The organism is Hydrogenophaga crocea (assembly GCF_011388215.1).
GTDB classification, from domain to species: domain Bacteria; phylum Pseudomonadota; class Gammaproteobacteria; order Burkholderiales; family Burkholderiaceae_C; genus Hydrogenophaga; species Hydrogenophaga crocea.
The window spans coordinates 3,278,050-3,292,155 of sequence record NZ_CP049989.1 but is presented as its reverse complement, the minus strand read 5'-3'; the positions used below and the strand labels follow the sequence as shown (position 1 = coordinate 3,292,155).

The following is a 14,106-nucleotide window of genomic DNA, read 5'->3' as shown; positions in this document are numbered from 1 at the left end:
CGTCCTCATGAGCGCCCTGGTCTGGCTCAAGCGCGACCTGCGTTGGCGCGACCACGCGCCGCTGGCCACCGCGGCCCTGCACGAGCAGGCGCTCGCGCTCTACATCGTCGAGCCCGAGTGGCTCGCCAGCCCGGGCTTCGACCCGCAGCACCTGGCCTTTGCGCTCGCCTGCCTGGCCGAGCTGCGCGCCACGCTCGCCGCGCGCGGGCTGCCGCTGCTGGTGCGCGTGGGTCCGGCCGTGGACGTGCTGGCGCAGCTGCGGCGCGAGTACCCGTACCGCCATCTGCTGAGCCACGAAGAAACCGGCGAGGGCTGGAGCTACGCGCGCGACCGCGCCGTGGCCGCGTGGTGCCGCGCGCAGGGCGTGCTGTGGACCGAGTCGCCGCAGACCGGCGTGGTGCGCCGCCTGCGCGACCGCAAGGGCTGGGCCGCGCGCTGGCACGCGCGCATGGACGCGCCCGAGGTGGCCATGCCCGAGGGCTTCGCGGGCGCGCGCGTCGACACCCCCGACGGGCCCACCCTGGCCTCGCTCGGCCTGCCACCCGCGCGACCCTTGCCCGCGGCCGGTGAACGCGCGGCCCTGGACCTGCTCGACGGCTTCCTGGCCGGCCGCGGCCGCGTTTACCGGCGCGCGCTCTCGAGCCCGCTGAGCGCGGCCGAGGGTTGCAGCCGCCTGAGTCCGCACCTGGCCTTCGGCACCGTCTCGATGCGCCATGTGCACCAGGCCACCGAGGCCACCATCGCGAACACGCCCGACCGCACGCTGGCCCACGCGCTGCGCGGCTTCGCGGGCCGCCTGCGCTGGCACTGCCACTTCATGCAGAAGCTCGAAGACGAGCCCGCGATCGAACACCGCAATTTCGCGCGCGTGTGCGACGGCCTGCGCGAAGACGCCTTCGACCGCGAGCGCTTCGAGGCCTGGTGCGAGGGCCGCACCGGCTTTCCCATGGTCGACGCCTGCATGCGCAGCCTGCGCGCCACCGGCTGGCTCAACTTCCGCATGCGCGCCATGCTGGTGAGCTTCGCGGCCTACCACCTGTGGCTGCACTGGCGCGAGCCGGGTCTGTTCCTCGCGCGCCAGTTCCTGGATTACGAGCCCGGCATCCACTGGAGCCAGATGCAGATGCAGAGCGGCACCACGGGCATCAACACGCTGCGCATCTACTCGCCCACCAAGCAGGCCATGGACCACGACCCCGAGGGCGTGTTCATCCGCCGCTGGGTGCCCGAGTTCGGCACGCCCGCCTACCCGCGGCCCATCGTGGACGAACGCGCCGCGCTGCGCCTGGCGCGCGAGCGCCTGTACGCGCTGCGCGCCACGCCCGAAGCGCGCGCCGAGGCCGACGCGGTGCAGCAGCGCCACGGCTCGCGCAAGGCCGGCCTGCCGCCCTCGGGCGCGCGCGCACCGCGGACACGCCGCCGCGCCGAAGCCGAGGCCTCGCCCCTGCAGCAGGAGCTGTTCCGGTGAGCGCACGCGACGACGGCAAAGGCTTCAAGGGCAACAAGCGCGACCTGCCGAGCAAGCCCTGCGCGGTGTGCGGCCGGCCCATGGTCTGGCGCCGCGCCTGGGCCAAGAACTGGGACTCGGTGCGCTATTGCTCCGACGCCTGCCGCGCGCGCAAGAACGCGTCCTGAAACCTCTCCCTTCACCATGACCCAACCCTGTCGACACCTGGTGGTCGTGCTCGGCGACCAGCTCAACCGCGACGCCAGCGCCTTCGACGGCTTCGACCCCGCGCTCGACCGCGTGTGGATGTGCGAAGCCGCCGAAGAAAGCACGCACGTCTGGAGCAGCCAGCAGCGCACCGTGCAGTTCCTGGCCGCCATGCGCCACTTCGCGCAGGCGCTGCGCGGCGAAGGCCTGCCGCTGCATTACGAAACCCTGCGCGAAGGCGGCCTGGCCGACGCACTGCGCGAAGCCATCGCGCATTGGCGGCCCGCGCGCCTGCGCCTCACCCAGCCCGGCGACTGGCGCGTGCTGCAGGCGCTGCGGGCCGCCGCGGGCGACACGCCGCTGGACATCACCGAAGACCGCCATTTCCTGTGCAGCAGCGCGCGCTTCGCCGCGCACGCGCGCGGCCGGCGCCAGCTGCGCATGGAGTTCTTCTACCGCGAGATGCGGCGCGAGCACGGCGTGCTCATGGACGGCGACCAGCCCTGCGGCGGCGCCTGGAACTACGACGCCGACAACCGCGAGGCCTTCGGCCCCAATGGCCCGGGCTTTCTGCCGCCGCCCACACGCTTCGAGCCCGATGCGATCACGCGTGAGGTGATCGCGCTGGTGCAGCAGCGCTTCGCCGACCACCCGGGCCAGGCCGACCCTTTCGGCTGGCCCGTCAACCGCGCGCAGGCGCTGCAGGCCTTGCAGGTGTTCATCGACGAGCGCCTGCCGCACTTCGGCCGCTGGCAGGACGCCATGTGGACCGGCGAGCCCTGGCTCTACCACGCCCACCTGGCCGCCGCGCTCAACCTCAAGCTGCTGAACCCGCGCGAGGTGATCGCCGCCGCCGAGGCCGCGTGGCGCGGGGGCCGCGTGCCGCTCGAATCGGCCGAGGGCTTCATTCGCCAGATCCTGGGCTGGCGCGAGTACGTGCGCGGCATCTACTGGCTGCGTATGCCCGACTACGCCGAGCAGAACGCGCTGGCCGCGCCGCACGACCTGCCCGCCTGGTTCTGGACCGGCGACACACCCATGCGCTGCCTGGCCGACGCCATCGGCCAGACCCTGCGCCACGGCTACGCGCACCACATCCAGCGCCTGATGGTCACGGGCCTGTTCGCGCTGCTCTACGGCGTGCAGCCGCAGCAGGTGCACGCCTGGTACCTGAGCGTCTACGTGGACGCGGTGGAGTGGGTGGAGCTGCCCAACACCCTGGGCATGAGCCAGTACGCCGATGGTGGCCTGCTCGCGAGCAAGCCCTACATCGCCACCGGCCGCTACATCGAGCGCATGAGCGACCACTGCCGCGGCTGCCGCTTCGATCCGGGCCAGCGCACGGGCGAGCGCGCCTGCCCGTTCACCACGCTCTACTGGGACTTCCTGCTGCGCCACGAGGCGCGCTTTGCCTCGCACCCGCGGCTCGCGCTGCAGGTGAAGAACCTTGCGCGCATCGGCCCCGCCGAGCGCGAGGCCATCGTGGCGCGCGCCGACGCGGTCCGCGCCGGGAGCGTGGCATGAGCGGGTTCGAGCCCACGCGCGAGGCCGCGCACGCGCGCCTTGCGGCCCTGCAACCCGAGGCCTATGCGCGCAGCCGCAACCACCTCGAAGGCGCGGTCACGCACCTGTCGCCCTACCTCACGCACGGCCTGCTGGGGCTGGCCGAGGTGCTGCAGGCGCTGCGCGAGCGCCACGGCCTCGACGAGTCCCACAAGCTGGTGCAGGAGCTGGGCTGGCGCGCCTATTTCCACCACGTGTGGCGCCACCGCGGCGAGGCCATCTTCGCCTCGCTGCACGCCGGCCCCTTGCCCGACGACGCCTACGCGCCCACGCTGCCCGAGGACATCCGCCGCGGCGCCACCGGCGTGCCCGCGATCGACCGCGCGGTGCGCACGCTCTACGCCACCGGCTACCTGCACAACCACGCGCGCCTGTGGCTCGCGAGCTACGTGGTGCACCTGCGCAAGGTGCACTGGCGCGCGGGCGCCGACTGGCTCTACGGCCACCTGCTCGACGGCGACCTCGCGAGCAACCACCTGAGCTGGCAGTGGGTGGCCGGCACCGGCAGCCACAAGCCCTACCTGTTCAACGCCGACAACGTGGCGCGTTTTGCGCCGCGCGAGTGGCACAGCGCGGGCAGCGCGATCGACCTGAGCTACGAAGCGCTCGACGCGCTCGCGCGCCGCCCGCGCGAGGTGGGCGGCGGCCGCGGCGAGCCGGTGGACGAGCCCGCGCTGCACCGCGCCCCGCCCCCGGGCCTGGCCACCGAGGCCGGGCCGCTGCCGCCCGCGGCCGCGCTGGTGCACCCCTGGTCGCTGGCCGGCGCGCCACCGGGTGGCCCCGCGGCGGGCGTGTTCTTCGCGGACTTTCACGCGCGCTGGCCCTGGAGCGAGCGGCGCTGGCGCTTCGCGGCCGATCGGCTGCAGCAGATCGCCGGCGTGCCGCACTGGTGCGAAGGCCCGGTGCCCGCGGGCGCCACGGCCTGGGCCGATCCGCACGCCGCGCCCTGGCTGGCCGGCGCGCGCGCCATGCCCGTGGCCGCGGCCTTCGACGAGCCGGCGCGCGCCTGCGCCTCGTTCACGCAGTACTGGCGCGGCACCCGCATGGCCCGCGCCGGCAGCGGCGCGCGGGCATGAAAAAAGGCCCGCGTGGCGGGCCTTTCGGGGCAGGTCGGTGATCGCTCAGATCTTGGCCGACGTGATGTAGCTGTCGTAGCGCCATTCCGAGAAGCGGCTCCACAGGATCTGGTCGCGCTGGAAGGCGCGCATGTCCTGGTGGATCTTCTTGAACTCGGGCGACTTGGCCTCGTGCTCGGCGAACACTTCCATCGCGGTCTTGAAGCCGGCGTCCATCACGGCCTTGGGGAAGGCGATGAGCTTGGTGCCCGAGGCCACCAGGCGCTTGAGCGCCAGCGGGTTCTGGGCGTCGTACTTGGCGGTCATGTCGCGCGCGGCCACGGCACCCGCGGCACGCACGATGGCCTTGTTCTCGGGCGACAGCGCGTCGAAGGCCTTCTTGTTGATGAAGAACTCGAGCTCGGCGCCGCCTTCCCACCAGCCGGGGTAGTGGTAGAAGGGCGCGACCTTGTTGAAGCCCAGGCGCTCGTCGTCGAAGGGGCCGACGAACTCGGTGGCGTCCAGCGTGCCTTTTTCCAGCGCCTGGTACACCTCGCCGGCGGGCATGTTCTGCGCCACCACGCCCAGCTTGGCCATGGACTCGCCGAACAGGCCGCCGCCCATGCGCATCTTCAGGCCCTTGAGGTCGGCCACGGTCTTGATCTCTTTGCGGTACCAGCCGCCCATCTGGGTGCCGGTGTTGCCCGAGCTCATCGAGACGATGTTGTACTTGGCGTAGAACTCGTCCATGAGCTTGCGGCCGTTGCCGTGCTCCATCCAGGCGTCCATGTGGCGCGCGGTCAGGCCGAAGGGCACGGCGCAGCCGAAGGCGAAGATCGAGTCCTTGCCGGTGAAGTAGTAGGGCGCGGTCTGCGCCATCTCGATGGTGTTGTCCTGGATCGCGTCGACCACGCCGAAGGCCGGCACGATTTCGCCGGCGGCGTGCACCGAGACTTCGAACTTGCCGCCCGACAGGGCCTTGACGGTTTCGGAGAACTTCTCGGCCGAGCCGAAGATGGTCGGCAGCGACTTGGGGAAGCTCGAGGCCAGGCGCCAGCGCACGGCGGCCTGGGCATGCACCGCGGGGGCGATGCCGGTGGCGAGCACGCCGGCCAAGCCAGCGTTCTTGATGACGGAACGACGATCCATGTATTGACTCCTCGGGAACGGATCAGCGGGGCTTGTGACCCCTGTTGGCGGGAACCGGGCAGTATGCCAGCATGCGCCCAGGCCCGTGCCGCGGGCAACGGCCCCGCGGATCGCGAACGGCACCGCCCGCTTCGCCCTGCGCGAGCCAGAGAGCCGGGTCACCCCCGGATGAGTGGGGCAGCCGGGTGCGGCCCCAGGGCCCTGGCCTTTGCGGCCCGGCGCGCGGCCTTGGCCTCGTCGCGGATGTCGTTTCGGACGCCGCGGACCTCCTCGACCAGATCCTTGTGGTCCTCCCGGGTCAGCGCGCCGGCGCGAAGCAACTTGTTCAGCGTGCGCTCAAGCCGCTTGGCAACGCGCGGGTCCTTGATCTGGTCGATGGTGGACGCCCGCTCGTGGTTGGCCGCGCGCATGAGGTGGTACACCGAACGCTGCGACAACGCGCCCTTGTGCCACAGGCGCTTGGCCGTGCCACCCAGTGAGGCAACCACATCCGCGTGACCTTTGCGGAAGGCCTCGTTCATCGCGGTGCCGAGGGTCGAGCGCGCTTCGAGGATGGCCAGCACGTCCTTCTCCGTCAGCAGCTTGAGCTGGAAGGCCCGCTCCAGCACGGGCTCCATCATCGCGAAGGCCTGACCATGGCCCAGGGCGGCCGCCATGTTCAGCGCCGGAAAGTGGTGGCTGTCGGCCGCGGTCAGCAAATGGCGGCATTGCGCCGGGGTGGGCTTGGTGTGTTCGATGAAGCCGATCAGTCCTTGCAGGCCGGGAGGCTCGAGCCCGTGCTTGACCAGGGTCTGCACCACGTGTGGATGCCAGCTGTGGGGCAGGTTCGCAAATGCCATCGATACCGAGCGGTCGGCTGCGCGGCGCACCACGCTGTGCTCGGGAAACAAAGGGTCGTCGATGGGCGTGACCCGGACCAGCGGGGGCACGCCAAAGCCCTTCTGTTCGCGGAAGTACAGCGGCTGCACCCGTTCAAAGTCCCAGAACAGGGCGTTGAAATCGAACGGCGCGCGGCTGAAGGTGCTCACGTTGGTGAAGTTGGGGTCCCAGCACTCCACGCCGGGATTGTTCGGGTCGCTGGCGTCGAAGCGCAGGGCCATCGAATGGGTCTCGGTTTGGAACATTGCCACCACCGTGGTCCTGCCTTCGAGGGCCATCTGCCGGAACTGCTCTTCGACGAAGGGCCGCCACAGCGTCCTGTCCACCAGGTGCGTTTGTCGCGCCCGATCGTCCAGGTCGGCGCAGAGCTGTTCCGTGTCGGGCGTCACCGTGCGCTGGATGCCGGTGATGCTGGCCATGGGGTCTTCGGGCGCGTCGTCGAGGAACCGGGGGCGGCCCCAGAGCCGCACCTTCTCCATCGACAGGTGGCGGCACACATAGGGGTCGTCCGCTTTGTCCTGCCGCGCCACCAGCCCATTGAAGTTCAGCGGTCGAAACCGCAAGCCAACCGCCCGGTGCTGTGCACCGCTGGTCTCGGTCGATGCGGGCTTTCGCCCGTCGGGGTGCTGCACGCTCCATGCGCATTCCTTGGGCAGCAGCAGTTCCAGCTCGCGCGGCACCATCGCCCCCAGGTCCAGCGACCGCAGGCCCGGCAGGCCGCGGGCGTCCAACTGCCGGCCTCGGTAGTGCGGCACCCGCAGCGTGGTGACCGTGTCGACATGCCGCAGCCAGCCGGGCAGCTGGCGCAGGCCCGCCGGCAGCACCAGGGTCTGCAGCGGGTACCCCCGGGCCGCGCGCAACCCCGTGCAGGCCGCCAGGACGCGCTCCAGCGTGCCGTCCGCGCCGGCGCGCGCGATGGGCTCTCGGTGTTCGCTCAGGTCCAGGTCGCCCCGGTCGCCGTGTGCACAACGGTCCAGCGCCTGCAACAGGTCCTCGTTGAGCCGGCCCCGTGCCGTGTTCAGGGCTTCGCGCCAGGTCTGCGCTGCCGTGTCTGCGCGCAGCGGCGATGCGTCGACATGGCTGTCGTGCGTGAGCCGGGTGGGTGAAGACAGGGATCGGACACGGCCGCTGCTGTGCATGGTGAAGCCCTCGTTGTGGATGGTCCCCCTGCTGGCCCAGAGGCGCCCGGTGCTTGGGCGCATACCCAGCACAGTGTGATGAAGATTTCATGCCCGCTGACCGGCCAGACGGCTTACCCCGTTCAGCGACACCCACGCCATTTGCCATGCACCGCTACACCCGATCCATGCCCTGGGACCAACGCCTGGCCCGCCACCTGCTCGACGCCGCCCACCACCTGGCGGGCATCGACCGCCATGCCCGGCGCGTGGCCGACCGCGCCGCGCACCAGCAGCCGCTGCGATACGCCGACAAGGTGGCTGCCGACCAGCAGGCCGATGCGGCGCGGCTTGCCAACGCGCTGTGCATCGGCGCGGCGCTGGCGGCGCACGATGCGGCGCTCGCCGCGATCGGCACCGGCGAGGCCGACCCCGACGCCCTGCAGGCCCTGGCCCTGGATGCGATGCGCCTGCTCGCCGAGCGCGACGCCATCGACGGCGATGCCCTGCGCGCGTTCGCCCATGCCGACCCGCGTTACGTGGACAGCTGGCGTGAGGATTGGCCCGAGGCGTTGCCCCGCTGGCCCGACGAGGCCGTGATGTGCCGTGCCGCCATCGGCCAGGCCTTCATCGATGCCCAGCTGGCGGCCCCCGAAGGTGCGCGCCTGGCGTTCGCGGTCACGCGCGACGCGGTGCTGGATTGGCGCTACGTCTGAGCCCGCCCGCTGGAGGATCAGGCAAGGCATTCGCAGGATCGGGCTAACGGCCGCCCGGAGCGGCGGTGAACACTCTCGCGGTCCCGGTGGCGCGTGCGCCGCCGGATCGTGCATGTTCGTTCACCCCCCTTTCCCGGGAGACCCCCATGACCCGATTGCAAGTCAATGGCCGCGACCACGCGCTCGACGTGGACCCCGGCACCCCCGTGCTCTGGGCCCTGCGCGACACGCTGGGCATGACCGGCACCAAGTTCGGCTGCGGCGCGGCGCTCTGCGGCGCCTGCACCGTGCACATCGACGGCCAGGCCGTGCGTTCGTGCATCACCCCCGTCTCGGCCGCCGAAGGCAAGCCCATCACCACCATCGAAGCCGTCACCGACGGCAGCGACCGGATCGGCAAGGCGGTGCACGCGGCCTGGGTCAAGCACGACGTGGCCCAGTGCGGCTACTGCCAGAGCGGCCAGATCATGAGCGCCACCGCCTTCCTCAAGTCGCTGCCCAAGGGCAAGCAGCCCAGCGCGCCAGAGATCGACGCCGCCATGGCCGGCAACGTGTGCCGCTGCGGCACCTACGCGCGCATCCGCGCCGCCGTGGCCGACGCCGCGCGCGCCATCGCCTGAGCAAGGAGCACCGCATGTTGTCCCACCTCTCCGCCGAGATGCCGCGCGCGCTGCAACACCTGGTGTCGCGCCAGCACCCCGCCGCCGACGGCGCGGCCGAACTGCCGCGCCGCGGCTTCCTCAAGCTCGCGCTGGGCAGCGGCTTTGCGCTCGGCGTCGCGCCGCAGACCGTGTTCGCACAGGCCGACAAGCCCGCCGAGCCCGCAGGCCTCAAGCCCACGCAGCAGCCCGCGGCCTTCGTGCAGATCGCGCGCGACGGCACCGTGACCGTCACCGTGAACCGGCTCGAGTTCGGCCAGGGCGTGCAGACCGCGCTGCCGCTGGTGCTCGCCGAAGAACTCGATGCCGACTGGTCCAAGGTGCGCAGCCAGCTCGGCACCAACGACATGGCCTATGCCGATCCGCTGTTCGGCATGCACCTCACGGGTGGCTCCACCGCGCTCAAGCACAGCTACACGCAGTACCGCGAGCTCGGCGCGCGCGCCCGCGCCATGCTGGTGTCGGCCGCGGCCGCGCGCTGGAACACCGACGCGGCGCGCCTGCGCACCGAGGCCGGCCACGTGATCGGCCCGGGCGGGCGCAAGCTCGCGTACGGCGCGCTCGCCGACGAGGCGATGAAGCAGCCCGTGCCCGAGAAGGTCGCGCTCAAGGACCCCAAACAGTTCAAACTGATCGGCCAGCCCACCACGCGCCTGGACGCGCGCGCCAAGAGCAGCGGCCGGCAGGACTTCGGCATCGACGTGCGCCGCCCCGGCCAGCTCACCGCGGTGATCGCCCGCCCGCCCGTGTTCGGTGCCAAGCTGCGCAGCGTCAACGACAGCGCCGCGCGCGCCGTCAAGGGCGTGAAGGCCGTGCTGCGCGTGCCGCTGGACCGCGGCGGTGAAGGCGTGGCCGTGGTCGCCGACGGCTACTGGCCCGCCAAGACCGCGCGCGACGCGCTGCAGCTCGACTGGGCCACCGACGCGGTGGAGAAGGTCGACAGCGAACGCCAGCTCGCCCAGTACCGCGAGCTCGCGCGCCAGCCCGGCGCCAAGCACTTCGACGCCGACATGGCGCCGCTGGCCAGCGCGCCGCGCCGCATCGAGGCCGAGTTCGTCTTCCCCTACCTCGCGCACGCGCCCATGGAGCCGCTCAACTGCACGGTGGAGATCGGCGAGCAGGGCGCCACGCTGTGGGTGGGCTCGCAGATGCCGGGCCTGGACGGCATGGCGGCCGCGCGCGTGCTGGGCCTGAAGCCCGAGCAGGTGCGCGTGAACGTGCAATCGGCCGGCGGTGGCTTCGGCCGCCGCGCCATCCCGAGCAGCGAATACGTGGTCGAGGCCTGTGCCATCGCCAAGGCCGCGCAGGCCGCGGGCCTGAAGGCGCCGGTGCGCACCGTGTGGAGCCGCGAGGACGACATCAGGGGCGGCTACTACCGCCCCATGCACGTGCACCGCGCGCAGATCGGCTTCGACGAGCGCGGCCGCGTGCTCGCCTGGGACCACACCATCGTGGGCCAGTCCATCATCGGCGGCACCTTCTTCGAACAGATGATGGTCAAGAACGGCGTCGACCAGACCGCGGTCGAAGGCATGCGCGCGCCGTACCCGCTGCCCATGCGGCTCACGGTGCACCACCCCAAGGTGAACGTGCCGGTGCTGTGGTGGCGCAGCGTGGGCTCGACCCACACGGCCTTCGTCATGGAAACGCTGATCGACCAGATCGCGCGCGAGACGCAGCAGGACCCGGTGGCCTACCGCATGGCCCTGTTCGGCGACGCGCACCCGCGCCACCGCGCGGCGCTGCAGCTCGCGGTGGACAAGAGCGGCTACCGCCAGCGCACGCTGCCCGCGGGCCGCGCCTGGGGCGTGGCGGTGCACGAGAGCTTCGACTCGGTGGTGGCCTATGTGGTCGAGGCTTCGGTGAAAGACGGCGAGCCCGTGCTGCACAAGATCACCGCCGGCGTGCACTGCAACCTGGTGGTCAACCCGCGCACCGTGGAAGCCCAGGTGCAGGGCGCGGCGCTCATGGGCCTGGGCATGTGCCTGCCCGGCGCGGCCATCACCCTCAAGGACGGCGTGGTCGAGCAGAGCAACTTCGGCGACTACCGCGTGGCGCGCATCACCGAGATGCCCGAGGTGGCGGTGCACACCGTGCCCAGCGCCGACCCGCCCACGGGCATGGGCGAGCCCGGCCTGCCGCCGCTGGCGCCGGCCTTCGCGAACGCGATCGCCCGGCTCACCGGCAAGCCGCTGCGCGAGCTGCCCTTCAAGCTGGGGTGACACCCCCGCCGCGCTGCGCGCGACCCCCTCGAGGGGGCGGCGCCAGCGGCCCGGCAAAGCCGGTTCCGCGGCGCCCCTGGGTTGCGGGGCGTCAGGCGGCGGTGACGGGGATGTAGCCCTCGCTGCGGCCGCGCGCGCGTTCCACGTCGCGCAGCGGGGGCAGGCCGAACTGGCGGCTGTACTCGCGGCTGAACTGCGAGGGACTCTGGTAGCCCACGCGGTAGCCCGCGCTGCCCACGTCGAGGTCGTCCACCAGCATCAGGCGTCGCGCCTCCTGCAGGCGCAGCCGCTTCTGGTACTGCAGCGGCGACATCGCCGTGGCCTGCTGGAAGTGGTGGTGCAGCGACGAGGCGCTCATGCCCACGTGCTGCGCCAGGGCCTCGATGCGCAGCGGCTGCGCGTAGTGCTGGCGCAGCCAGGCGATGGCCTTGGCGATGCGGTTGGCCGGGCTGTTGGCCGAGGCGATGCGCAGCAGCGTCGGGCCGTGCGGCCCGGTGAGCAGGCGGTAGAGGATCTCCTGCTCGATCAGGGGCGCGAGCGAGGCGATGTCCTGCGGGCGCTCGAGCAGGCGCACCAGGCGCAGCGTGGCGTCGAGCAGCTCGGCCGGCGCCTTGTGCACGGCCACGCCGCGCCCGCCCTCGGCGCGCAGCGCCTCGGGCGGCAGGCTCACGCGCGAGAGCACCTCCTGCAGCCGCCCGGGGTCGATCGCCATGCCCAGCGCGAGCTTGGGCCGCTCGGGCGTGGCCTCGACGATGCACGAGACCACGGGCAGGTCCAGCGTCACCAGCAGGCAGTCGCCCGCGCCGTAGTGGTAGACCTCGTCGCCCAGCGTGAGCCGCTTGCTGCCCTGGGTGACGAGCGCAAAACACGGCCACTGCGCAATGTGCAGCGGCAGCGAAGGCGAGCTCTGGCGCGCGAAGAACAGGTGGTCGACCGCGGTCGGCGTGAGGCCGTCGGCCTCGGTGGATCGGGCAATCGCGTCGTTGATCTCGCGCAGGGCGTCCTGGGGTGGCAGCATGGTGAGGCTCTGGGGCAGGGCGGAGCCGCGATGATCGGGCATGCGCCGCGCGGGCGTGCGCCGCTGGGGTTTTGTCTGGCCGTGGTTTGCAGGAATGGGCAAGCTTCGCGGAGCATCGTGACAGCCGCCCGTCGGGGCGGCGTCACAATCGCCGCGGTCCATCCGTCTGGTGCGTCATGACCCCCGAACCCGACCCCTTCGTGCGCCTGCGCCCCCGGCTGCGTGGCATCGCCTACCGCATGCTCGGCAGCGCCGCCGACGCCGAGGAGGTGGTGCAGGACGCCTGGCTGCGCTGGCACCAGACCGAGCGCGCGGGCGTGGACAACGCCGAGGCCTGGCTGGTCTCGGTCACCACGCGGCTGGCCATCGACCGCCTGCGCGCCGCGCAGTCACGGCGCGAGGACTACGTGGGCTTCTGGCTGCCCGAGCCCATCCTCACCGACGCGCCGCACTCGCCCGAGCAGATGCTCGAACGCGCCGACGACATTTCGGTGGCCTTCCTGATGGTGCTCGAGCGCCTCACGCCCGAATCGCGCGCGGCCTTCCTGCTGCGCGAGGTCTTCGAGGCCGACTACGGCGAGATCGCGACCGCGCTCGGCAAGAGCGAGGCCGCGGTGCGCCAGCTCGTGCACCGCGCGCGCGTGCAGGTGAAAGACGGCCGCGCGCGCCGGCCGGTGCCGGCCGATGAACAGCGGCGCTTGCTGCAGGCCTTCGCCGATGCGGCCGCGAATGGCGACATCGCGGGCCTGAAGGCGGTGCTGGCCGAAGACGCGCAGCTCGTGAGCGACGGCGGTGGCAAGGTCGCCAGCTTCGGTGTGCCGCTGCTCGGCGGCCAGCGCATCGCCCAGCTGTACCTGGCTGCGGCGCTGCGTTTTCCGCAGCGCGTGCGTTATGCGCTGGTGCGACTCAACGGCGAATGGGGCCTGCTGCGCTGGATCGATGGCGCGCTCGAATCGGCGCAGAGCCTGCAGATCGCGGATGGCCGGGTCGTGGGCATCCACGTGCAGCGCAACCCCGACAAGCTCGCGCGGTTGGCGCAGGGGCTCAGCGGCGGGACCGCTTCGGCCTGAGCGGCGCCGGCACCGCAGCAGCGGGCGCCGCGCCCGCCACAGCGCCCAGCGCGTCCGCGCGCAGGATCTCGGCCAGCCGCAGCGCGGCCGGGCCGGCGGCGCTGCGGTCGCCGAAGATCAGGTACAGGTCGGCGAAGCGCTCGCCGCCGTGGCGCATGGGCAGCGGCTTGAGCTGGCCCGAGCGCAGCTCGTCGCCGATGCGTTCCTCGGGCAACCAGGCGAAACCGTGGCCGCGGCGCGCGGCCTCGATCGAGGTCGACAGGTGCCCCACGGTCCAGCGCTGCGGCGCCTGCAGGCTGGTGGCGGTGGTGCGCTCGGGGCTGGTCTCGCGCACCACGAGGTGGCGGTGCTGGCGCAGGTCGCGCAGCGTGACCGCGCGGCCCAGCCGGTGCAGCGCGTGGTCGGGGTGCGCCACGAGCAGGAAGCGCACGCGCATCAGGTGCTCGCCCTCGTAGCCCTGCGGCACGCTGCCGTAGATGGCCAGGTCGGTCTTGCCTTCGTCGAGCAGCGTGGTGCGGTGCCCGAGCACGGCCTCCACCACCTCCACGCGCGTGTGCGAGGCGCTCTGGCCGAAGCGCTCCAGGCAATCGAACAGGCGCTGGTTGGGGTAGATCACCTCCACCGCGAGCCGCAGCTCGGCCTCCCAGCCCAGCGACAGGCAGCCCGAGGCCGACTCCAGTGCCTGCGCCTCGGCCACCAGGTAGCGCGCGCGCTGGTACAGCTGCTCGCCCGTGGGCGTGAGCCGCGCCTTGCGGCCGTCGAGTTCGAACACCTGAACGCCCAGCTGCGACTGGATCTGCTGCACCGCGTAGGTCACCGACGACTGGCTGCGGTGCAGCCGTTCGGCCGCGCGCGCATGGCTGCCCGCCTCCACCACGGCCACCAGGGCGTTCCATTGGTCGAGCGTGACGCGGGGGTGGTTCATGGCGTGATGTATCGGCTGGTTCGATGGATCAGAGCGAGATTTTGCGCTTTTCCATGGGCTCAGCCGATGTTTCAATGC

At 72.0% G+C, this 14,106-nt stretch carries 12 protein-coding genes; 8 read left to right on the top strand and 4 right to left on the bottom strand.

The annotated features are described in order from the left end of the window. The first annotated feature begins 7 nt into the window (after positions 1-7). Genes G9Q37_RS15420 through G9Q37_RS15405 form a run of 4 tightly spaced genes read left to right on the top strand, consistent with a single transcriptional unit; the run spans position 8 to position 4,293 of the window. Positions 8-1,468: an FAD-binding domain-containing protein gene (locus G9Q37_RS15420; RefSeq protein WP_166228525.1), complete on the top strand. Its 1,461-nt coding sequence runs from the start codon at positions 8-10 to the stop codon at positions 1,466-1,468. After that, on the top strand, positions 1,465-1,635 hold the full coding sequence (locus tag G9Q37_RS15415; RefSeq protein WP_166228523.1) for a DUF2256 domain-containing protein: 171 nt from the start codon (positions 1,465-1,467) through the stop codon (positions 1,633-1,635). Before G9Q37_RS15420 ends, G9Q37_RS15415 begins: the two co-directional genes overlap by 4 nt. Positions 1,636-1,651: 16 nt before the next feature. Continuing rightward, positions 1,652-3,178 (top strand): cryptochrome/photolyase family protein, encoded by a 1,527-nt coding sequence (locus G9Q37_RS15410; protein WP_166228521.1) that lies wholly within the window; start codon positions 1,652-1,654, stop codon positions 3,176-3,178. Next, complete coding sequence (locus tag G9Q37_RS15405) at positions 3,175-4,293, top strand: FAD-binding domain-containing protein (protein WP_166228519.1); 1,119 nt, start codon at positions 3,175-3,177, stop codon at positions 4,291-4,293. The genes G9Q37_RS15410 and G9Q37_RS15405 overlap by 4 nt, the downstream gene beginning before the upstream one ends. A gap of 45 nt (positions 4,294-4,338) precedes the next feature. On the opposite strand, the gene G9Q37_RS15400 is transcribed toward G9Q37_RS15405, so the two are convergent. Together G9Q37_RS15400 and G9Q37_RS15395 are read right to left on the bottom strand one after the other, a co-directional pair. Beyond that, positions 4,339-5,421: a TRAP transporter substrate-binding protein gene (locus G9Q37_RS15400; protein WP_166228517.1), complete on the bottom strand. Its 1,083-nt coding sequence runs from the start codon at positions 5,419-5,421 to the stop codon at positions 4,339-4,341. Between the two features lie 158 nt (positions 5,422-5,579). Then, entirely contained in the window at positions 5,580-7,439 is a 1,860-nt protein-coding gene (locus G9Q37_RS15395) for a hypothetical protein (protein ID WP_166228515.1), read from the bottom strand. 167 nt (positions 7,440-7,606) lie between these two features. On the opposite strand from G9Q37_RS15395, the gene G9Q37_RS15390 reads away from it, so the two are divergent. The 3 genes from G9Q37_RS15390 to G9Q37_RS15380 all read left to right on the top strand — a co-directional run bounded on the left by G9Q37_RS15390 (position 7,607) and on the right by G9Q37_RS15380 (position 11,015). Then, complete coding sequence (locus tag G9Q37_RS15390) at positions 7,607-8,134, top strand: hypothetical protein (protein WP_166228513.1); 528 nt, start codon at positions 7,607-7,609, stop codon at positions 8,132-8,134. Positions 8,135-8,280: 146 nt separating this feature from the next. Beyond that, positions 8,281-8,754: a (2Fe-2S)-binding protein gene (locus G9Q37_RS15385; protein WP_166228511.1), complete on the top strand. Its 474-nt coding sequence runs from the start codon at positions 8,281-8,283 to the stop codon at positions 8,752-8,754. 14 nt (positions 8,755-8,768) lie between these two features. Beyond that, a complete protein-coding gene (locus tag G9Q37_RS15380) occupies positions 8,769-11,015 on the top strand; it encodes a xanthine dehydrogenase family protein molybdopterin-binding subunit (protein ID WP_166228509.1) in 2,247 nt (748 codons plus the stop codon). A 91-nt stretch (positions 11,016-11,106) separates the two neighbouring features. Here G9Q37_RS15380 and G9Q37_RS15375 read toward each other — a convergent pair whose 3' ends face one another. Beyond that, positions 11,107-12,033, bottom strand: a complete 927-nt coding sequence (locus G9Q37_RS15375) for an AraC family transcriptional regulator (RefSeq protein WP_166228507.1) — start codon at positions 12,031-12,033, stop codon at positions 11,107-11,109. Positions 12,034-12,209: 176 nt separating this feature from the next. Between G9Q37_RS15375 and G9Q37_RS15370 the strand changes: the two genes are divergently transcribed. Further along, the gene (locus G9Q37_RS15370) at positions 12,210-13,103 is read left to right on the top strand and encodes an RNA polymerase sigma-70 factor (protein ID WP_166228505.1); all 894 of its coding nucleotides are present in this window, start codon (positions 12,210-12,212) and stop codon (positions 13,101-13,103) included. Here G9Q37_RS15370 and G9Q37_RS15365 read toward each other — a convergent pair. Beyond that, positions 13,078-14,028, bottom strand: coding sequence for a LysR family transcriptional regulator (locus G9Q37_RS15365; RefSeq protein ID WP_166228503.1), 951 nt, complete (start codon positions 14,026-14,028; stop codon positions 13,078-13,080). The genes G9Q37_RS15370 and G9Q37_RS15365 overlap by 26 nt on opposite strands. Positions 14,029-14,106: the final 78 nt, after the last annotated feature.